The 19,329-nt window shown below is 73.2% G+C and carries 19 protein-coding genes; 8 read left to right on the top strand and 11 right to left on the bottom strand.

Annotated elements, in window-relative coordinates; translation table 11 throughout:
• Positions 1-120 precede the first annotated feature (120 nt).
• Both coxB and ACFYWL_RS16105 read left to right on the top strand, forming a co-directional pair.
• A complete protein-coding gene (gene coxB, locus ACFYWL_RS16110) occupies positions 121-1,092 on the top strand; it encodes a cytochrome c oxidase subunit II (RefSeq protein ID WP_386972942.1) in 972 nt (323 codons plus the stop codon).
• 10 nt (positions 1,093-1,102) lie between these two features.
• Positions 1,103-1,531, top strand: coding sequence for a cytochrome c oxidase subunit 4 (locus ACFYWL_RS16105; protein WP_386972940.1), 429 nt, complete (start codon positions 1,103-1,105; stop codon positions 1,529-1,531).
• A 219-nt stretch (positions 1,532-1,750) separates the two neighbouring features.
• On the opposite strand, the gene ACFYWL_RS16100 is transcribed toward ACFYWL_RS16105, so the two are convergent.
• The 4 genes from ACFYWL_RS16100 to ACFYWL_RS16085 all read right to left on the bottom strand — a co-directional run bounded on the left by ACFYWL_RS16100 (position 1,751) and on the right by ACFYWL_RS16085 (position 4,874).
• Positions 1,751-1,963 carry a hypothetical protein gene (locus ACFYWL_RS16100; protein ID WP_386972937.1) on the bottom strand — a complete coding sequence of 71 codons (213 nt, stop codon included), beginning with the start codon at positions 1,961-1,963 and terminating at the stop codon, positions 1,751-1,753.
• A 241-nt stretch (positions 1,964-2,204) separates the two neighbouring features.
• Positions 2,205-3,251 (bottom strand): anthranilate phosphoribosyltransferase, encoded by a 1,047-nt coding sequence (gene trpD / locus ACFYWL_RS16095; protein WP_386972935.1) that lies wholly within the window; start codon positions 3,249-3,251, stop codon positions 2,205-2,207.
• A gap of 154 nt (positions 3,252-3,405) precedes the next feature.
• Positions 3,406-3,801, bottom strand: a complete 396-nt coding sequence (locus ACFYWL_RS16090; RefSeq protein ID WP_386972932.1) for a hypothetical protein — start codon at positions 3,799-3,801, stop codon at positions 3,406-3,408.
• 104 nt (positions 3,802-3,905) lie between these two features.
• A complete protein-coding gene (locus tag ACFYWL_RS16085) occupies positions 3,906-4,874 on the bottom strand; it encodes a cytochrome c oxidase assembly protein (protein WP_386972929.1) in 969 nt (322 codons plus the stop codon).
• Between the two features lie 108 nt (positions 4,875-4,982).
• On the opposite strand from ACFYWL_RS16085, the gene ACFYWL_RS16080 reads away from it, so the two are divergent.
• The 4 genes from ACFYWL_RS16080 (at position 4,983) to ACFYWL_RS16065 (ending at position 9,269) form a co-directional block, all read left to right on the top strand.
• Positions 4,983-5,582 carry a heme-copper oxidase subunit III gene (locus ACFYWL_RS16080; protein ID WP_043967173.1) on the top strand — a complete coding sequence of 200 codons (600 nt, stop codon included), beginning with the start codon at positions 4,983-4,985 and terminating at the stop codon, positions 5,580-5,582.
• 72 nt (positions 5,583-5,654) lie between these two features.
• Positions 5,655-6,491 (top strand): cytochrome c, encoded by an 837-nt coding sequence (locus tag ACFYWL_RS16075; protein ID WP_074474819.1) that lies wholly within the window; start codon positions 5,655-5,657, stop codon positions 6,489-6,491.
• A 67-nt stretch (positions 6,492-6,558) separates the two neighbouring features.
• Positions 6,559-7,647: a ubiquinol-cytochrome c reductase iron-sulfur subunit gene (locus tag ACFYWL_RS16070; protein ID WP_386972927.1), complete on the top strand. Its 1,089-nt coding sequence runs from the start codon at positions 6,559-6,561 to the stop codon at positions 7,645-7,647.
• Positions 7,644-9,269: a cytochrome bc complex cytochrome b subunit gene (locus tag ACFYWL_RS16065; RefSeq protein ID WP_386972924.1), complete on the top strand. Its 1,626-nt coding sequence runs from the start codon at positions 7,644-7,646 to the stop codon at positions 9,267-9,269. Before ACFYWL_RS16070 ends, ACFYWL_RS16065 begins: the two co-directional genes overlap by 4 nt.
• A 133-nt stretch (positions 9,270-9,402) precedes the next feature.
• On the opposite strand, the gene ACFYWL_RS16060 is transcribed toward ACFYWL_RS16065, so the two are convergent.
• Complete coding sequence (locus ACFYWL_RS16060; protein ID WP_386972921.1) at positions 9,403-10,788, bottom strand: transposase; 1,386 nt, start codon at positions 10,786-10,788, stop codon at positions 9,403-9,405.
• Between the two features lie 497 nt (positions 10,789-11,285).
• Between ACFYWL_RS16060 and ACFYWL_RS16055 the strand changes: the two genes are divergently transcribed.
• The gene (locus tag ACFYWL_RS16055) at positions 11,286-11,882 is read left to right on the top strand and encodes a sigma-70 family RNA polymerase sigma factor (RefSeq protein ID WP_386972918.1); all 597 of its coding nucleotides are present in this window, start codon (positions 11,286-11,288) and stop codon (positions 11,880-11,882) included.
• A gap of 97 nt (positions 11,883-11,979) precedes the next feature.
• Here the strand turns inward: ACFYWL_RS16055 and ACFYWL_RS16050 are convergent, their stop codons facing one another.
• The gene (locus tag ACFYWL_RS16050) at positions 11,980-12,792 is read right to left on the bottom strand and encodes a zf-HC2 domain-containing protein (protein ID WP_386972915.1); all 813 of its coding nucleotides are present in this window, start codon (positions 12,790-12,792) and stop codon (positions 11,980-11,982) included.
• Between the two features lie 233 nt (positions 12,793-13,025).
• Between ACFYWL_RS16050 and ACFYWL_RS16045 the strand changes: the two genes are divergently transcribed.
• Positions 13,026-14,042, top strand: coding sequence for a methyltransferase (locus ACFYWL_RS16045; RefSeq protein WP_386972913.1), 1,017 nt, complete (start codon positions 13,026-13,028; stop codon positions 14,040-14,042).
• A gap of 45 nt (positions 14,043-14,087) precedes the next feature.
• On the opposite strand, the gene ACFYWL_RS16040 is transcribed toward ACFYWL_RS16045, so the two are convergent.
• From ACFYWL_RS16040 to ACFYWL_RS16020, 5 genes are all read right to left on the bottom strand, one after another.
• Positions 14,088-15,119 carry a methyltransferase gene (locus ACFYWL_RS16040; protein ID WP_386972911.1) on the bottom strand — a complete coding sequence of 344 codons (1,032 nt, stop codon included), beginning with the start codon at positions 15,117-15,119 and terminating at the stop codon, positions 14,088-14,090.
• Positions 15,116-16,294, bottom strand: coding sequence for an aminotransferase class V-fold PLP-dependent enzyme (locus ACFYWL_RS16035; RefSeq protein WP_386972908.1), 1,179 nt, complete (start codon positions 16,292-16,294; stop codon positions 15,116-15,118). Before ACFYWL_RS16035 ends, ACFYWL_RS16040 begins: the two co-directional genes overlap by 4 nt.
• Positions 16,291-17,592 carry a tryptophan 2,3-dioxygenase family protein gene (locus ACFYWL_RS16030; RefSeq protein WP_386972905.1) on the bottom strand — a complete coding sequence of 434 codons (1,302 nt, stop codon included), beginning with the start codon at positions 17,590-17,592 and terminating at the stop codon, positions 16,291-16,293. Before ACFYWL_RS16030 ends, ACFYWL_RS16035 begins: the two co-directional genes overlap by 4 nt.
• Positions 17,593-17,654: 62 nt before the next feature.
• Positions 17,655-18,350, bottom strand: coding sequence for a tryptophan 2,3-dioxygenase family protein (locus ACFYWL_RS16025; protein WP_386972902.1), 696 nt, complete (start codon positions 18,348-18,350; stop codon positions 17,655-17,657).
• A 220-nt stretch (positions 18,351-18,570) separates the two neighbouring features.
• Positions 18,571-19,245 (bottom strand): HAD family hydrolase, encoded by a 675-nt coding sequence (locus ACFYWL_RS16020; protein ID WP_386973242.1) that lies wholly within the window; start codon positions 19,243-19,245, stop codon positions 18,571-18,573.
• Between the last annotated feature and the right edge of the window lie 84 nt (positions 19,246-19,329).

Below are 19,329 nucleotides of genomic sequence, written 5' to 3'. Positions count from 1 at the left end.
CACGGCCACCCCAACACGGCTCTGCCCGTCATGGTCGAGTAATCTGCGACCGTCGGTGACGCCTTTGCCGCTGGTACGGGGACAACCAACCGCCACGGCGCGCTAGGGAGGCAGGACCAGGTGGTCGCAAGGAGTTCGGAGGTACGGCCCCCGGCCGTACGGCACAGCGCTTCTCCGGGAGCCGGTGGACGCCGGCGGCGTGGTGCTGGTCGGCTCGCCGGGCTCGGCCTCGGCGGCGCGGCGCTGCTGGTCTCGCTCACGGGCTGCGACGTCGGCAAGACGTTCGCCGGCTTTGGCTGGCCGCAGGGCGGCATCACGCCCGAGTCGCACCGCATGTACGACCTGTGGATCGCGTCCTGCATCGCGGCGCTCGCGGTCGGCGTGTTCGTCTGGGGCCTGATCTTCTGGTGCGTGGTGCGCTACCGCAAGCGGGGCAACGAGCTGCCGGTGCAGACCCGTTACAACCTGCCGATGGAGTTCCTCTACACGATCGCCCCGATCCTGGTCGTGTCGGTCCTCTTCTACTACACGGCGGTCGTGCAGACCGACGTGGTGCGCACGACGAAGAACCCGGACGTCACCGTCGAGGTCGTCGCCTTCAAGTGGAACTGGCAGTTCAACTACCGCGACGGCCAGGGCAGGGACGCCAACACGGTGGCGTCGGTGCTCGGCACCAGCGAGGTCATCCCGATCCTGGTCCTGCCGACCGGCCGGTCCATCCGGTTCGAGGAGACCAGCAAGGACGTCGTCCACTCCTTCTGGGTGCCGGAGCTGCTGTTCAAGCGGGACGTCATGCCCGGCAACGTCCGCAACGTCTTCGAGGTGTCCAGCCTCGACGCCGAGGGCGCGTACGTCGGCCGTTGCGCCGAGCTGTGCGGCAGCTACCACGCCTTCATGAACTTCGAGCTGCGCGTGGTCTCCCCGCAGCAGTACGACCAGTTCCTGGCCGCCAAGCGCGACGGCAAGTCGACGCAGGACGCGCTCACCGCCATCGGCGAGAACCCGTACGCCACCACGACCAAGCCGTTCGACACGCGGCGCAACACGGCCAACTTCAACCCCGACGACGTCGCGGCCGGCACGGGAAGCTGAGGGAGCGGGCATGAAGACCGAGTGGCGTATCTTCCTGATCATCGCCGGGTTCCTCTTCGGCGCGACGGTCCTCTACGGGGCCTGGACGTACGGCGACTCCGGCGGCCAGGTGGAGTGGGTCGGCACGGTGGCGCTGCTGCTGTCGTTCCTGCTCTGCTCGATGTGCGGCGGCTTCTTCTGGTTCGTCTCCCGCCGCATCGACCTGCGGCCGGAGGACCGGCCGGACGGCGAGATCGCCGACGGCGCGGGCGAGATCGGCTTCTTCAGCCCGGGCAGCTACTGGCCGTTCGGGCTGGCGCTGGCCGCCGCGATCGCCGGCCTGGGCCTGGTCTTCTGGCAGTTCTGGCTGCTGGGCCTGGGGCTGGTGGCGGTCGTCTTCGCCGCCTGCGGCCTGCTCTTCGAGTACTACAGCGGCACCCGGCGCACCGCCGAGCACTGAGCCACCCGCCGGCTTACGACAGAAGCCCGCGCCCCCGGTGAGGGGGCGCGGGCTTCTCCGCGTCGAGGACCCGGCGCAGGGGACCCGGCGTCGGAGACCGGCGTCGGGGGGCCCGGCGCAATGATCGACTCCATGTCGGCGACATGGCGGTATCGGCGGGGCCCGGTTACCGCCATGTCGCCGACATGGCGGCGCTCACGTCGGGGCGGGCGGGCCGGGTCAGGCCGCGCGGCGGCGGGGCGCGTGGGCGGCGCCGATGGCGTCGGCGGCGAGCCGGGTCGCCGGGAACGTGAACGTGGCGATCAGCAGTGCCGCGCCGCAGCCGGTGCAGACCAGCTCCGGGCAGTCGGCGCCGTGGCCGTCGGCGCACGGCGGGGTCTCGAACGGCCGCATGCCCTCGCAGGTGTCGCAGTGGAGCTCGCGTTCCGACACGGGCGTCCCCTCTCTTGGCCTGGGCAGAGTCCGAGAATCACTCGGCTGTAGTTTCCCACGGGAGACCGACAACTCCCGCCAGGGCGGGCCGGACGGCGAGTTCGCGCCGGTGGGCCGGGGGCGGGTGCGCGCCGACGCGCCGGGTGGCGACGCGCCGGGTGACGGGTTCGGGTCGACGGCCCGCGTGGCGGGTTCGCGTCGACAACCCGCGCGCGGCCGGCGGATCGGGCGGAACGGCCGCTCAGGCGGAGCGGGCCACCTCGACCCAGCGGTCCAGCACCGCCGCGGCGGCCCCGGAGTCGATCGCCTCGGCGGCGCGGCCCATCCCGGCGCGCAGCGCCTCGGTCAGGTCGCCGCCCAGCGGCCCCTGGGTGGCCAGCGCGGCGGCGGCGTTGACCAGCACCGCGTCGCGGACCGGGCCCGCCTCGCCCGCCAGCAGCCGACGGGCCACCCCGGCGTTGTACGCCGCGTCACCGCCCCGCAGGTCGGCGAGGGTGGCCCGGGGCACCCCGAGGTCCGCCGCGTCCAGCAGCGCCTCCCGCACGACGCCCCCCTGGGCCGCCCAGACCCGGGTGGGCGCGGCCGTGGTGAACTCGTCGAGGCCGTCCTCGCCGCGCAGCACCAGCACCGAGTCGCCCCGGGCGGCGAAGACGGCGGCCATCACCGGGGCCATCCGCGGGTCGAAGCAGCCGACCGCGCCGGCCCGGGGCCGGGCCGGGTTGGTCAGCGGGCCGAGGAAGTTGAAGAACGTCGGGACGCCCAGCTCGCGCCGGACGGGGCCGGCGTGCCGCATGCCCGGGTGGAACCGGCCGGCGAAGCAGAAGCCGATGCCGGCCTCCGTCACGCAGCGGGCCACCCCCTCCGGGGTCAGGTCCAGCGGCACGCCCAGGAACTCCAGCAGGTCGGCGGTGCCGCAGGACGACGAGGCGGCCCGGTTGCCGTGCTTGACCACGCGCACGCCCGCGCCGGCCACCACGAGGGCGGCCATGGTGGAGATGTTCACGGTGTGGGCGAGGTCACCGCCGGTGCCGACCACGTCGAGCGCGGACGACCGCAGCTCCTCCGGCAGCTCGACCGGGACCGCCTCGCCGAGCATCGCCTCGACCAGCCCGGCGACCTCGGCCGGGGTCTCGCCCTTGGCCCGCAGCGCGACGGCGAAGCCGGCGATCTGGGCCGGGGCCGCCGAGCCGGACATGATCTCGCCCATCGCCCAGGCGGTGTCCGCGGTCGACAGCTCCTCCCCGCGCAGCAGCGCGCCGAGCAGGTGCGGCCAGTTCCGTTCGCCCATGGCGGGCCTCCCGAGCGGGCGTGGGGGTAGCGGGCGTGGGGGTGCGGAGGGGCGGGTGCCGCCCGCCGTGCGGGCCGGCGCGACCGGGCCGGGCGACGCCGGTGGCGCGCGGGCCGGGGTGGCTCAGCCGGAGGCAGCTCCAGGCGGAGGCGACTCAGGCGGGAGCGTGGCTGCGCAGCAGCTCAGCCACGGTGGCGCCGGTGGTCACCGGGTCGAGCGGGTGCACGAGGGTGGCGTCGACCTCGGCGTACGCGGCCAGCCAGCGGTCGGCGGCGCGGGCGATCACCAGGCAGGTCGGGGGAGCGTCGTCCCGGTCGTCCTTGATCTGCCGGGCGATGCCGAGGCCACCGCCGGGGCTCGCCTCGCCGTCGAGCAGCATCAGGTGGATCTCGTACTCGTCGACCAGCCGCACGCACCCGGCGTAGTCGGAGGCGTCGACGAACTCGACGCGCAGCCCGGGGGCCGGGCGGGTGCCGACGGCCAGCCGCATCCGGTCGCGGACCTGCGGGTCGTCGCTGTAGAGCAGGACGGTGCAAAGACGATCGCTCATCGCTGGCTGACTCCCACCTCGTAGCTGCCGAGCATCGTACCCGCCGCCGCCGGTCGGCCGGTCTGCCGCCCGGGCGGGCCGGTGGCCGTACCGGAATCCGCTGGTCAGGCCGGGGACGCCGCGGCCTGGTCGGCGCGCTCGCGGGCCTCCTGGCGGTCCAGCTCGCGGTCGAGCCGGCGGGCCTCCCGCTCCGACTGGCGCACCCACTGCACCACCAGGACCGCGAGCATCGTCACGCTGACGAACTCGCCGCCGGCCCACAGGATGCCCCCGGCGACCACCTGGTCGTTGGCGGGGTCGGACCAGGTGAGGCCGAGCGAGGGGTACCAGTCGCCGCCGAACAGCGTGGTGCTCTGCATGATCGTGAGCCCGAGCACGGTGTGGAACGGCACCGACAGCACCATCAGCAGCGCCCGGGCCGGGTACGGCCAGCGCCCCGGCAGCGGGTCGAGCCCGAGCAGCGGCCAGAAGAACACGCAGCCGGTCATGATGAAGTGCGCGTGCGTCAGCTCGTGCGCCCAGGCGTGTTCGAGGGTGTAGCGGTAGAGGTCGCTGAAGTAGAGCGCGAACGGGTTCACCACGAAGATGGCGAACGCCACCAGCGGGAAGGTGTAGACCCGGGCGACGCGGCTGTGCACGATCGCCAGCAGCCGCTTGCGCGGCCCGACCGGCAGGGTGCGCAGCGCCAGGGTGACCGGCGCGCCGAGGGCCAGGAAGATGGGGGAGACCATCGACAGCACCATGTGCTGCACCATGTGCACCGACAGCAGCGCGGTGTCGTAGGCGTGCAGGCCGCTGACGGTGACCGCCGCGATGCCGCCGAGGCCGGGGCCGAGGAAGAACACGGTGCGGGCGACCGGCCAGCGGTCCCCGCGCAGCCGCAGCCGGTACACCCCGTAGAGGTAGAGGCCGGCGGCGAGCACCAGCCCGAGGGCCAGCCAGCTGTCCAGCCGGGTCTCGGTGAACACGCGGGCCACGGTGAACGGCGGCGGCAGCGGGTCCCCGCCGGCCGCGAGCGCCCCGGGCGCGGCGACCGCCGAGGTGGCGGCGAGGATCTGATCGACGTGCTGCACGCGTTTCAGGCTAGGCCAGGCGAACCGGACCGCCACGATCGGGCCACCGACGCCACCGGTTCAACCCCCCGCTGATCGCCGGCCGTGGTCAGGGGCAATAATGACCGCGTGACTGCGGCCCCAGCCATTGACAAGAGCCGGATCCACTCCCTGACGCGGCCCAACATGGTCAGCGTCGGGACGATCGTGTGGCTCTCCAGCGAACTCATGTTCTTCGCGGCGCTGTTCGCGATGTACTTCTCCATCCGCGCGGCGGCGCCGGAGCAGTGGGCGAAGCACACCGAGCACCTCAACATCCCGTACGCGACCACCTTCACGGTGATCCTGGTGTTGTCCTCGGTGACCTGCCAGCTCGGGGTGTTCGCCGCCGAGAAGGGTGACGTCCACGCCCTGCGGCGCTGGTTCACGATCACCTTCGTGATGGGTCTGATCTTCGTGCTCGGTCAGCTCAACGAGTACGTGACCCTGGTGCACGAGGGCGTGAAGATCAACGCGGACGGGTACGGGTCGATGTTCTATCTGACCACCGGCTTCCACGGCCTGCACGTGACCGGCGGTCTGGTCGCCTTCATCATCTTCATGGTCCGCACGACCATGGGCCGGTTCACCCCGGCGCAGGCCACGTCGGCGATCGTCGTGTCGTACTACTGGCACTTCGTCGACGTCGTGTGGATCGGCCTCTACGCCATGATCTACTGGCTTCAGTGATCTTGGCGCGTCACGAACCGCGCCGCTGCCCCGTCCTCTGAGACAAGGTCCCACCGGTTAAGGACACAGGTCATGACTTCTGACAACGACCGCCGACGCGGTCTGCTCGCGCGGTTGCGCGGCGAGCGGTCCGCAGCGCGCAGCAGGGGCCGCCGCCGGCTGGGCGCCGCGGTCCGCCTGATCGCCGCGCTCACGCTGGCCGGCGGCGCCTACACCGTCTTCGCCCCCGGCGTGCAGGCGCAGGAAAACCCGCCGCTCACCGGCGCCGCCGCCGAGGGCAAGGCGCTGTTCGACGTGAGCTGCGTGACCTGCCACGGCCGTAACGCGCAGGGTGTCGAGGGTCGTGGCCCGAGCCTGATCGGGGTCGGCTCGGCCTCCGTCGAGTTCCAGGTCAGCTCCGGCCGGATGCCGATGGCCCGGCAGGAGGCGCAGGCGATGCGCAAGCCGCCGGTCTTCACCGACGAGCAGGTCCGCCAGCTCGGCCAGTACGTCCAGGAGCTCGGCGGGGGTCCGCAGGTCCCCGAGGGCGACCTGCGTGAGGGCGCCAACCTGGCCACCGGCGGCGAGCTGTTCCGGATCAACTGCTCGCAGTGCCACGCCTTCGGCGGTGGCGGCGGCGCGCTGTCCTCCGGCAAGTACGCGCCGAGCCTGCGCCCGGCCAGCGACCGGCAGATCTACGCCGCGATGCTCAGCGGCCCGCAGAACATGCCGGTGTTCGGGGACAACCAGATCACCCCGGAGCAGAAGGCGGACATCATCGCCTACATCCAGGACACCCTGAAGCACGACCAGGACCAGGGTGGCTTCAACCTCGGCCGGTACGGGCCGTCCACCGAGGGACTGGCGATCTTCCTGATCGGCATCGTCGCGCTCGTCTTCGCCAGCCTGTGGATCGCGGGCAAGTCGTGACCGAGCGGATCATTCGATTCAGCGCTGCGGTGCCGCGGTCCGGCACCGCCCGTAGCGAGGTGACGGCATGAGCACCAAGACCGAGCACCAGGCCCACCAGGGCCCGGAGCCGCTCGACGTCCACGACCCGCGGCTGAGCCGGTTCGACATCGTCCGGGAGGGCGCGCGCCGGGACGACATCGAGATCGTCCACTACGAGGAGCAGGTCGTCCCGGGCAGCAAGGCCGAGCGCCGGCTGACCCGCACGGTCGCCTCGATGTTCCTGCTGACCGGCCTGGCCGCCACCGCCTTCCTGGTCGTCTACATCTGGTGGCCGTGGGAGTACGAGCCGGGCACCGGCGGGGACAAGTACTACACCCCGTTGCTCGGCCTCACCCTCGGCGTGGCCCTGCTGGGCATCGGCTTCGGCATCCTGACCTGGGGCAAGAAGCTGCTGCCCAAGGAGGTCTCGATCCAGGACCGGCACGAGAACGACCCGAACGCGGCGGAGAGCCGCAAGATCACCGGTGAGACGATGCTCTACCTCGCCGACGAGATGGGCGTGAAGCGTCGCCCGCTGCTGGGCATCTCGCTGCTCGCCGGCCTCGCGCCCGTCGGCGCGGTCGCGGCGGCCCCGCTGGTCGGCGGCCTGATCTCCAACCCGCACAAGAACAACCAGATGTTCACCACCGGCTTCGCGCCGGCCGACGGCCGCAAGATCCGGCTGGTCCGCGAGGACGGCCGGCCGATCCGCCCGGCGGACATCAGCGCCGGCGGCCAGCTCACCGTCTTCCCCGGCATCGAGCACGGGGTGAGCAACAAGCACGCCGACTCCCCGACGCTGCTGATCCACCTGCGCGAGTCCGACGCCCAGGTCTCCCGCGAGGCCAACCAGCGGGTCGGCCACGGGAACTACATGTGGGGCAACTACGCGGCGTTCTCCAAGATCTGCACGCACGCGGGCTGCCCGGCGAGCCTGTACGAGCAGCAGACCAACCGGCTGCTCTGCCCGTGCCACCAGTCGCAGTTCCTGATCACCGACAACGCCCGGCCGGTCTTCGGCCCCGCGAGCCGGCGGCTGCCGCAGCTGCCGATCGAGGTGGACGACGAGGGCTTCTTCGTGGCGCGGTCGGATTACACCGAGACCGTCGGGCCTGACTTCTGGGAGCGGCCGTGAAGCGTCGTAAGTTGGACATGGCGTCCGTTCCGGGCAAGGCCGCGGTGGGGGTGGACGAGCGCTTCGGGGTCTCCACGCCGCTGCGCAAGCTGCTGAACAAGGTCTTCCCCGACCACTGGTCGTTCCTGCTCGGCGAGATCGCGCTGTTCTCGTTCGTCGTGCTGCTGCTGACCGGCGTCTTCCTGACCTTCTTCTACGAGCCGGCGATGACCGAGGTGGTCTACAACGGCAGCTACGCCCCGCTGCGGGGCACGCCGATGTCGGCCGCGTACGCCTCCAGCCTGGACATCTCGTTCGACGTCCGCGGCGGCCTGATCATGCGGCAGATGCACCACTGGTCGGCGCTGCTGTTCATGGCCGCGATCGTCGTGCACATGCTGCGGGTCTTCTTCACCGGCGCGTTCCGCAAGCCGCGCGAGACCAACTGGATCATCGGCTCGCTGCTGTTCTGGGTGGGCTTCCTGGCCGGCTTCACCGGATACTCGCTGCCGGACGACGGCCTCTCCGGCACCGGCCTGCGGATCGCCTCCGGCATCATGCTGTCGATCCCGGTGATCGGCTCCTGGGTCACCTCGTCGATCTTCGGCGGGGAGTTCCCCGGCGACATCATCATCAGCCGGTTCTTCATCGCCCACGTGCTGCTCATCCCGGGCCTGCTGGTGGCGCTGATCAGCGCCCACCTCGGCCTGGTCTTCAAGCAGAAGCACACCCAGTGGCCCGGCCCCGGCCGGACCAACGACAACGTGGTCGGCGAGCGGATGTTCCCGCGCTACGCGCTCAAGCAGGGCGGCTTCTTCATGGTCGTCTTCGGCGTGATCGCGCTGATGGGCGGCCTGTTCCAGATCAACCCCATCTGGTACTTCGGCCCGTACGAGGCGTGGGTGGTCTCGGCCGCCAGCCAGCCCGACTGGTACGTCATGTTCCTCGACGGCTCGACCCGCCTCATGCCCGCGTGGGAGATCAACATCCCGATCGGCGACGGGTACGTCATCCCGCCGCTGTTCTGGCCCACCGTCGTGCTGCCGGGCATCCTGGTCGGCCTCTCCACGCTCTACCCGTTCGTGGAGGCCCGCCGGCTCAAGGACTACCGCAGCCACAACCTGCTCCAGCGCCCCCGCGACGTGCCGGAGCGGACCGCGATCGGCGCGATGGCGGTGGCGTTCTACATCGTGCTGACCCTCTCCGGCGGCAACGACGTGATCGCGGACAAGTTCCACATCAGCCTCAACGCGATGACCTGGGCGGGCCGGATCGGCCTGCTGGTGATCCCGCCGCTGGCGTACTACGTGACGTACCGGATCTGCCTCGGCCTCCAGCAGCACGACCGGGAGGTGCTGGCCCACGGCGTGGAGACCGGGATCATCCGACGGCTGCCGGACGGCCGGTTCGAGGAGGTCCACCAGCCGCTGGTCGCCGGTGGCCACGACGGCCACGGCGAGCTGGAGTACGCCGGCTGGGTGGTGCCCAAGAAGATGAACCGGCTCGGCGCCCTCGGGCCCGCCATCCGGGGCTTCTTCTACCCGATCGAGAAGCCGGCCGAGGCGCCGGTCTCGCCGGGACACCCGCCGGTCGAGCCCCGGCCGGAGCGCAAGGAGATCAGCAGCGGGGATTCCCGCCGCTGACCCCTCCCGCAAGCCGCACGTGGCGTCCGCCGTTTCTTCGGCGGACGCCACGTCTCGTGTTTTGACCGTTCTGTGGGCAGGGTGGTCTGGCGGTGTGGTGTGGGTGTTTTTGTGGTGGTGTGGTTGAGGGCTGTCATTTGCCCTTGTGGACGGCGTTGCGGCGGATGACCGGATAGCGAGTGCGGCGTTTGCGGCGTCTTCCGGTAGGGCGTCCGGGTCCGGGGTGTCCGGGTTTCGGGTGGCCTGGTGGTTGCCAGGCGTTGCGCAGAGCGGGCGAAACCTGCCGGCGTGTCTGTCCGGGGGTCGGGGTTGTGGTGGTGGTGGGTTCCCAGGGCAGCCGGTGGTGGGTGATGTGGTTGCGGGTGCAGAACAGGTGCAGGTAGGCGTAGGCGTGCAGGCGGAGCCAGGTGGTCAGGGTGCCGGGCTGGCGGGGGTGGAAGTCCGGGGCCTGGGCGGTGGTCTTCAGGTAGCGGAAGTAGTGCTCGATGTCGTAGCGGGCCAGGTAGGTCATGACCAGGGTGAGTAGGTCGCGGCGGGTGCCGGAGTACCAGAGTGCGAGGTCACCGGCGCGGCGGCTGGGGCGTAGGTGCTGGACGCGGGCGAGGAGCACGGTGCCCTCGACGATCGGGAGGGTGGCCTGGTTGGTGAATCCGCGGCTGGCGCGGGTGAGTTTCGGGTGGACCCGGTGCCAGGCCCGGACGGTGACGGTGCCGTAGATGTCGATCGGGCCGCTGACAGCGGCGTCCGGGGTGAGGTCGGGTTCGCGTAGGGCCAGGCGGAACCCGTGTCGTCGGGGGCGGCCTCCGAGGGGGTGAGCGGCCCGGCGTTCGGGTCGGGTCCACATGGTCTGCGAGGTCGCTAGCCTGACCAGGACGTCCGCGGGAATCCCGCGCTCGCGTAGCAGGTGGGTGATCCGGGCTGCGGGGTAGCCGGAATCCAGCAGGAACAGCGACGGATCGGCCGGGCGGGCGCCGTCCTGGGCGCAGACCCGGGCGATGTGGTCCACGGTGACCTCCACCAGGTCGTCGTCGGAGGCGATCCGGTCGGTCAGGACCGGCACGACCCACGAGTCCGGGGTCAGCGTCAACCGGACGACGTGCTGATACCGCCACCCGGTCCTGATCAGCGCCGCGCCACGCGGGCCGCCCGGGGTGTACTGCGGCTGCCGGTCCGGGCTGGTGGCTGCGTTCGGCCGTGGCCAGGCGGTGGTGTCGACGGCATACACCCGGGGCAGGCCGGACCGAGCAGCGATCCGGCACGCCGCCCGCAACGCCCGGCCGGTGTCCACCTCGCCGTCGCGCAACGCCCGATAGGCCGCGGCGTGCCCGGTGACCATGCCCAGCGACAGATGCGCCGGACAGCCACACCGGCCCTGCCCAGCGGCCAACTCATCGACCAGCGTGAACAACGTCCGTGACCGGGACGCCAGGACGCCCTCGTACAACTCCCGCCGCCACGCATCCAACAAGATCCGGCCCAGCTCGCCGTCACCAACACCAGTAGCCGTTACGCTCCTCATCGAGGACCCTGCCCATTGATGATCTTTGTGTGAGAACTCAGATCATGGACAGGGTCCTCCCCATTCCGCTAGACCTCGACCACCACGAATCCCCCCGATGGTCAAAACACGAGGAGCGGGCCGCCCCCGACGGGGGCGGCCCGCTCTCCCCGGTGATCAAGAGGTTTGCGTCATCGTCACGGTCGACCCTGACGCTTTTCTCTTGATCACCGGGGAGGGCGGGCAGGCGGGGCAGGGGGGGCGGGCGGGGGGCGGGGGGACGGGTGGGGGTTGGTGGGAACTTTTTGGGGGTGGGGGCCGACAAACCGGGGTGCGGCGCTTCCGGGCGGCGTATCGAGATCGGCCCTTCGCCCCGGCGAAGGGAGCCAACCGCCGGAGCTGGGTCGGGAGACAGACCACGTGAACCGAGCAGCGTCGTGGACCGTACCGGTCCAGGTGAGCGCCCGACGGCACCGCCCGTCGCGGCCGACGATCGGCACCGGCGCGGACGGCCGCCCGTGAGCGGCCCCGGGTGGGCAGCCGGCGCGGGGGCCGACGACGAGCAGGTGACCCGCTGGGCGCGGCTGGCCGGCGCGGGTGACCAGCCGGCGGCTGCCGCGTTCGTGCGGGCCCTACAGGGCCAGGTGTGGCGGTTCCTGGCCCACCTCGCCGGGCCCGGGGAGGCCGACGACCTGACTCAGGAGACGTTCCTGCGGGCGCTGCGCAGCCTGCCCGGCTTCGCCGGCCGGTCCTCGGCCCGCACCTGGGTGTTCAGCATCGCCCGCCGGGTCGCCGTCGACCACGTCCGCACGGCGGTGACCCGCCCGCGCACGGCGGCGTTGCCGGACTGGCAGGCGGCGGCGGAGGGGGCGGGCACGGCGGAGCCGGGCACGGACGACGGGGTCGTCCTGCGCCAGCTGATCGCCGGTCTGGCCCCGGAGCGCCGGGAGGCGTTCGTCGCCACCCAGGTCGCAGGGCTGTCGTACGCCGAGGCGGCGCAGGTGTGCGGCTGCCCCGTCGGCACGATCCGCTCCCGGGTGGCGCGGGCGCGGGAGGACCTCGTGGCCGCCTGGCACGCCGACAGCCGGCCGACCCGGTCGACGCGGGCCGGCTGAGCCCACCCGCCGCCCGCCCTGCGGGTGGGTCTCCCGCCCCCGTCCGGCGAAGGCGCGCTTGGGCCGCGTGGATCGGCGCGTCGGACCCGACGCCCGGTCAGGCGGCCTGCCGGTCGTCTCGCCCGCCGGCCGCTGCGGCGGGGCGGGCGTGGGCCCGCGCCGAGTACGGGTGCGGGGGCAGCAGCCGCAGCGTCGGCGTCGACGGCTCCGGCGCGTCCAGCTCGACGCGCCAGCGGGATCCCGACGACCGGCCCTGCCGGGGCGCGGGCCCGCCGGGCCGCAGCCCGGGCCGTGACAGCAGCGCGGTGAGCACCCAGCCGAACACCAGGATCGCGTGGCTGACCAGCCGCGACACGGCGACCTGACCGGTCACCAGGTCGTTGACCGACAGCAGCACCAGGGTCGCGACGAAGGCGCTGAGCATCGGCAGCACGCCGGCCGGCGGGAACCGCCGTGCCGCCACGAACAGGAACCCGGCGCCGACGGCGACGTTCCACGCCGCCGACTCGTGCCACAGGTGCTGGCCGGCGGCGTGCGCGTGGGCGACGGTGGTGCCCCGGCCGACCTGCACGAGGCCCAGCACCACCTGCACGGCTCCCACCAGCCCCAGCGCGGCCCGCAGCCCGGCGACCAGCCGCTCCCGCCAGGGACCCGCCGGCAGCCAGCACGCCGCCGTCCACCACCGCCGTCGCGGCGCGGCGGCGACGGCGGCGAGCACCGCGTCGGCCAGGTCGGGCGTCGTCGTCACCACCCGGGTACGCGCCCGGCGGGTCACCGCCGCAGCCGTCTCGAACCACGCCCGGCAGTCACCGCACGTGACCAGGTGCTCCTCGGCCGCGACCCGATCGGCCGGGGTCTCCTCCCCGTCCAGCTGGGCCGACAGCATCTCCCGCCACCGCTCGCACCGCATGTACCGATAGTCGCTCGGCGGCGCGGCGTGGTTCCCGCGATCGGCAGGGTTGCCTCACACGACCCACGGTGACGGATCGGTGGCGCGTGGTCAGGGGGGCGGGTTCGGGTTCCCCGGCGCGCCGCCGCGCGCGGCGGCCCGGGCGCCCAGCTCGACGGCTGCGGCCCGGGTCAGCCCGGCCAGGCCGGAGTGTCTACAGTGGGTTTCGGAAGGGCCTGTGATCTCATGCCTTCATGATCAATCCCTCTCCCCTCATGCGCCTCGTGGCCGGCGTCTGGGGGTTCAAGACCCTCGCCGTCGGCGTCGAGTTCGGGCTGTTCACCCGCCTCGCGGGCGGCCGGACGATCACCGTCGCCGAGGCCGCCGCCGAGTTCGGGCTCGACGAGCGCCCCGCCGACCTGCTGCTGGCCGCGAGCGCGTCCCTCGGCCTGCTGGAGCGGGCCGGCGACGGCTACCGCAACACCGAGCTCGCCGAGCAGTTCCTGGTGGAGGGGCGGCCCTACTACTTCGGCGCGCAGGTGCGCTACTCCGACCTGCGCACCTACCTGCCGTGGCACCGCATCGCCGACGCGCTGCGCACCAACCGACCGCTGACCTGGGACCCGCAGACGCAGCAGTCGCTGTTCGACACCGTCGACCCGGAGATGGTGGCGCAGTTCTGGGACGCCATGTTCTCCACCTCCAGCTTCACCGCCCGCGCGCTGGCCGACACGTACGACTTCGGGGCGCACGCCCGGCTGCTCGACGTCGGCGGCGGGGCCGGGGCGTTCCCGATCGAGCTCTGCCGGCGGCTGCCGCAGCTGCGGGCGACGATCCTCGACCTGCCCCACGTGTGCGCCAAGGCGCAGGAGCGGATCGCGGCGGAGGGGCTGACCGGCCGGATCGGCACGGTCGCGGGCGACTTCCTCGCCGACCCGACGCTGCCCGACGGGCACGACGTCGTCCTGCTCAGCATGATCCTGCACGACTGGGACGAGCCGACCAACCGGGCGCTGCTGGCCAAGTGCCACGCCGCGCTGCCGCCCGGCGGCGCGGTGGTCATCTGCGAGCTGCTGCTCGACGACGACCGCGCCGGCCCGCCGGAGGCGGCCCTGATGGGCATGAACATGCTGGTCGAGACCGAGGGCGGCAAGAACTACTCCGGCGCCGAGTACGCGGCGTGGCTCGCCGACGCGGGCTTCGTCGACATCGAGCGGCTGTCGTTCGACGCGCCGGGCGCCAACGGCGCCGTGGTGGGCCGGCGGGCCTGACGCGTCACCGGGGCCGGGCGGGCACGGGGCCCGCCCGGCCCCCGGTCAGCCCGCCGTGTGCGGCTTGTACGCGGTGACCAGCTCCCAGCCGCCGGGCAGCACCGCCACCCGTTCGAAGCCGATCTCCTTGAGCAGGCCCGTGTAGAACTCGACCTCCCGCAGCCGGCTGACGCAGGTGTCGACGCCGATCAGGAAGTAGCTCCAGAAGAACTGCATCGCCAGCCGGTCCGGGGTGCGGAACTCCTCGCCGATGAGCAGCAGCCCGCCCGGTTCGAGCGCCCGGTACGCCGCCTCGACCAGCCGGCGGGCGACGTCGTTGGGCCAGTCGTGCAGCACCCGCACGAACGCCAGCGCGTCGTAGCCGGTCGGCAGCGGCTCGGCGAAGAAGTCCCCGCCGACGAAGCCCAGCCGGTCCGGGTGCCCGCAGCGCTGCCGGGTGTCCGCCACCAGGGGCGCCACCGCCGGCAGGTTGTAGACGTCGGCCCGCAAATGCGGGGCGTCGTCGAGCACGCGGGCGGCGAGGGTGCCGTCGCCGCCGCCGACGTCGAGGAGGCGGCGGCGGTCCGCCCAGAGCCGGTCGGCGTGCCGGTGCAGCGTCTCCAGCACCGGGCCGAGCCCGACGGCCATGCTGCGCTCGAACGCGGCGGTCTGCTCGTCGGTGCGCGGCGGCCACGCGAAGTCCTCGTCGGTCATGCTGACCTCGCCGCGCAGGCTCTCGGCCAGCCGGCCGTGCAGCACCCGCCACGGGTAGCGGTCCCGGTCCCGCTCGACGGCGTCCGGCCCGACGACCGCCGCCACGGCGTCGCGCAGCCCCGGCTCGGCCCGGTAGCGGGCGGCGGCGATGTCGTCGTCGGGTTCCTCGCGGGTGACGACGCCGAGGCTCTCCAGGCAGTCCAGGAACTTGTACAGCCGCAGCGGCCGGAACCCGAACCGTTCGGCGAGGTCGCCCAGGCGGGCGGGACCGGGCTCCAGCGCGTCGAGCAGGCCCAGGGTGAGGGCGGTCTCCAGCACGTCCATCGCCTTCGGCCCGTTGGCGAGCAGGCTCATCAGCGCCCGCGGCGACAGGGTGACGTTCACCGGCGAACCTCCTCTTCCAGGGCATCCATGAACACGTCGATCTCCTCCAGGGTGTTGTAGACGTGCGGGCCGACCCGCAGCCAGCCGCGCCAGCTGCAGATCACGTCGCGCGCGGCGAGCCGCCGCTTGACCGCCTCCCCGTCGGGCACGTCGAGGCAGACGACGCCGCCGCGGCGGTGCGGCTCGGTCGGGCTGACCACCGCGATCCCGGCGGCGGCGGCCCGCTCGACGATCCGCCCGGTGCAGGCCAGGGAGTGCCGCCGGATCGCGGGCACGCCGACCCCGGCCAGCAGGTCCAGGCCCACCTGGGACATCAGGGAGGTGAGCGGGAACGGCGTGCCGCCGGCGAACCGCTGCGCGCCGGACGCCCAGCCGGTCGACGGCCGGAACGTCAGCGCGGCGTCGCCGGCCTGCCAGCCGGTCGCCGCCGGCTCCAGCCGGGGCGTCAGGTCGGGCCGGACGTAGCAGAAGGCGGTGCCGACGCCGCACAGCCACTTGTGCGCGCCGCCGAGGACGACGTCCACGCCCAGCGCGGTCACGTCCAGCGGCAGCACCCCGACGGTCTGGAAGGCGTCGACGATCACCAGGGCGCCGGCGTCGTGGGCGCGGGCGACGAGCCGGGGCAGGTCGAGGGTGTCGCCGGAGGCGAAGCTGGCGTGCGGCACGCACACCAGCAGCGTCCGCTCGTCGATGCGCGCTTCCAGGGCGTCCTGGTCGAACCGGACGCCGCCGGTGGCGACCACGTCGGCGCGCGCCCCGTAGCGGCCGAACGCGTTCCACACGAACGGCACGGTCGGGAACTCCAGGTCGGTGGTGACGACCCGGTCGCGGGGCGGGCGGTAGTCGAAGCAGGAGGCGATCCGGGCCAGCAGGGTGCTCAGGTTCGCGTCGGTGACCACGCTGCCCGCGGGCGCGCCGATGAGCGCGGCCACCGAGTCGGCGTACCGGTCGAGGCCGACGTGCCAGCCCTGCCACACGTCGTCGCGCCAGCCGCGCAGGGTCTCCCCGTAGTCGGCCAGCACCCGGTGCGCGCCCTCGGGGACCGCGCCGGTGGAGTTGTTGTTCAGGTAGACGCAGGTGCGCAGCAGCGGGAACTCGGCGCGCAGGGCGGCCTGCGCGCCCGCGTCGAGGCACCGTGCCTCGACGGCGGCCGGTGGCGCATCGGGCGGGCTCACTCGGGACAGCCTCCGGTGGTCGTCGGCGGTGACGCCGGGCACGGGTCGTGGCCGGCGGCGGTGAAGACGGGGATGGCGCGGACGGCCGCCAGGTAGGGGGTGCCCTCCGTGTATCCGGTGCCGGGGCGCACGCCGAGCATCCGGGTCGCCAGCCGGTAGTGGGTGCGCCGCCACCCGAGCACCGCGTCGGCGAAGGCGCGCATCTCCCGCTCGACCCGGGCGCGGTCGGCCCCGGTGAGCCGGCCGACGCGGGCCGCCGCCCGGTAGGCGGCGTCGACCGACGGGTGCCCGGCGAGCACCCACTCGCGCACCTCCGGCACCGAGCGGTAGGCCGCCGAGTCCAGCCGCGACCCCTCGGGGGTACGGCACAGCGCCTCCATCACCTTGTAGGAGCGGGACTGGATGGCGCTGGCCCCCTCGGTGTACTCCCGGAAAGTCCGGAAGGACTCCGGCTGCATGGTGGCCAGCAGCGAGAACAGCGGTCCGGCGGCGGCGAGCCGGTCACGGGCGTACGCCAGCCGGTCGGCCGCCGTGCCCGCGCGCCCGGCGTCGAGGGCGGCGACCGTGCCGCGCAGCTCGTCGGTGAGCCCGGCGAAGACGCACTCGTACGCCTGGAGCACCCGGACGAACAGGTACTCGTCGTGCGACCGGTACACCGGCAGCATGCTCAGCCGCAGCCGGCGCTCCTCGTCGCCGGTGGCGTCGGCGGCGGCGAGGGCGTGCAGGGCCGCCGCCGCGGCGGCCGGCTCCCGTTCGTCGACCGTCCGCGCCGGGTCCAGCCGGGACAGCGCGGGCAGCACGGCCCGGACGCCGAGCCGCAGGCGCTTCGCGACCGTCCCGGGGCCGGGGCGCTGCTCGGGAAGCAGGGTGGTGGCCCCGGAGGCGGCGGCCAGCTCGAAGGCCAGGGCGTCGGCGACCAGCCGCACCAGGAGCCGGTCGGAGGCGTGGCGGGCGCCCTCCGGGTCGGCCTCCGGGCCGGTCACGGCGTCGTCCGCCGTGCAGGGCAGCCGGAGCAGGGGCAGCGCCAGGTAGCTGCGGTAGTCGTACCGGCCGTCCCACTTGTCGAGCGCGACGTCGAGGAATTCGCTCAGCAACCGGGTCGGTCCCGCATCCCCGGCGTCGTCGCGCCCCGGCGGCGCGACGACGCGCGCCCGTATCTCGTCGAGAAGTGCGAGCAGTTCCTTTTCGACAAAGTGTTTACCGACCCGCTGGAACTCGTCGAGCACCGCAGAGTAGGGAAAGTCACCGGGATCGGATAGGCCGGATCGCCAAGACGTCAGCTCACGCACGAACGGCACCTCAACATTACGGTCGTGTTAAATACGGACGGTGAGGAACCGACGATTTCTGCGGCGGCCGGTCAGGCGCGCTGGGCGGCACCGGCGACGCCCGCCCGTAGCTGCCACAGCTCGGGGAAGAACCGGTGGTCGATCAGCCGGGCGAGCATCGTCGCCGGGCTGCCCGGGGTGCCCGCCGGGCCGTGGCCGCCGACGCGCAGGGCAACCTGGTAGTGCCGCACCCGCCAGGTCGCGACCCGCTCGTCCCACTCCACCATGGCCTCGGCCAGCCGGTGCAGCGGGTCGGCGGCGTCGGTGCCCGGCAGCGCGGACACCTCGACGCCGACGGCGGCGAGATGGTCGGCGAAGGCGCGACCGAGCCGCCGGCTGGCGGCCTGCACCTGCCGCCACCCAGGCGATTCGGCACCGGATCCGTTGCCGAGCGCCGGCTGCATCGCCTGGAAGTCCGCCGGGGACAGGTGGCGGAACATCTCCAACTGGTCGGTGACCAGCCGGATGCCCAGCGCCGCCCGGGCCAGCAGCAGCTCGGCCGCGCCCGGCTCGCCGGCGTCGAGCCGGGCGGCGGCCTCGCGCAGCTCGGACGCCGCGAGCTTGAGCCACAGCTCGGTCGACTGGTGCACCACCTGGAAGAGCAACTCGTCGCGGCAGATCACCTGCTCCGGGTGTCGCTGCAGGTCGAGCAGCTCATTGACGCGCATGTAACGCGCGTAGTCGGTGTCGCCGTCGCCCGGCAGCACGGGTGAGTGGTCCCGCTTCACGGAATTGTCCCCTTCGGTTGGGCGTCGGGGCACCTGGACGCGACCCGCGACGGCTCATCGCGGCGGACATTATCCAACGACGTCGAGCAATATGTCACGCCCCGGTCCCCGCCCCGTCGCCGGCAGGGGTAATTCGAGCCTTCTCGGCCGTTTTATTCGACGGAAAGGAGACGGCCGGCGGGCCGCCGAATAGGGGAGGCGCCGGGCCGGACGCCCGGGATCAGCCGCGCAGGGCCAGGTCGAGCACGGCGCCCAGCCCGTTGGGCCGGCCCGGGTCGGCCTCGGGCAGCACCAGCACCGCGCAGCCGGCCCGCACCGCCCCGGCGTCCGCCGCCGTGTCGCCCACCATCAGCGCCCGTTCCGCGTCCACCCCGAGCATCCCGCAGGCCCGCCAGAAGATCGCCGGGTCCGGCTTGCAGCGCCCCACCTCGTACGACAGGACGAACGCGTCCACCAGGGCGTCGAGGCCCCACGCGGCGAAGAACGGCCGGATGTCGAAGCCGATGTTGCTCACCACCGCCACCTTCACCCCCGCCGACCGCAGCGCCGCGAGGGTCGGCGCGGTGTCCGGGTAGGGCACCCAGCCCTCGGCCACCAGCACCCGCTCGTACAGCGCGTCGGCGAAGCCGTCGATCCCGGCGTCCACGGTCGCCGCCAGCCCCGTGTACGCGCCCCGGTGCGCGTGCGGGTAGAGGTCCCGCTCGGACCACAGCTCGGCCAGCGCCGGCGGCACCCGCGCCGGCAGCGGGCCGCCGGCCCGGCCGGCGGTGAGCAGCCGGTCGGCCAGCGCCGTGGCCCGCATCCGCTCCAGGCTCACCCCGCACGCCCGCGCGGCGGCGAGCACCCAGTCGTGGGGCTCCTCCACCTGGGCGAGGGTGCCGTGGAAGTCGAACAGGACCGCCTCGACGGGCCGACGGGACGCCCGGGCGCCCGCGGCGGCGTCGGCGCTCGGTGGGGTCGACTGGGTCGGTTCGGCATG

This window comes from Micromonospora sp. NPDC002575, assembly GCF_042889525.1.
GTDB classification, from domain to species: domain Bacteria; phylum Actinomycetota; class Actinomycetes; order Mycobacteriales; family Micromonosporaceae; genus Micromonospora; species Micromonospora carbonacea.
Note: the sequence above shows the minus strand (reverse complement) of the source record. Positions and strands in the feature narration are given on the sequence as shown.

Coding starts and splice junctions, on each gene's coding strand:
- ACFYWL_RS16105 (WP_386972940.1), top strand. CDS start 1,103: ATGAAGACCGAGTGGCGTATCTTCCTGATCATCGCCGGGTTCCTCTTC.
- trpD (WP_386972935.1), bottom strand. CDS start 3,251: ATGGGCGAACGGAACTGGCCGCACCTGCTCGGCGCGCTGCTGCGCGGG.
- ACFYWL_RS16090 (WP_386972932.1), bottom strand. CDS start 3,801: ATGAGCGATCGTCTTTGCACCGTCCTGCTCTACAGCGACGACCCGCAG.
- ACFYWL_RS16075 (WP_074474819.1), top strand. CDS start 5,655: ATGACTTCTGACAACGACCGCCGACGCGGTCTGCTCGCGCGGTTGCGC.
- ACFYWL_RS16070 (WP_386972927.1), top strand. CDS start 6,559: ATGAGCACCAAGACCGAGCACCAGGCCCACCAGGGCCCGGAGCCGCTC.
- ACFYWL_RS16060 (WP_386972921.1), bottom strand. CDS start 10,788: ATGAGGAGCGTAACGGCTACTGGTGTTGGTGACGGCGAGCTGGGCCGG.
- ACFYWL_RS16050 (WP_386972915.1), bottom strand. CDS start 12,792: ATGCGGTGCGAGCGGTGGCGGGAGATGCTGTCGGCCCAGCTGGACGGG.
- ACFYWL_RS16045 (WP_386972913.1), top strand. CDS start 13,026: ATGATCAATCCCTCTCCCCTCATGCGCCTCGTGGCCGGCGTCTGGGGG.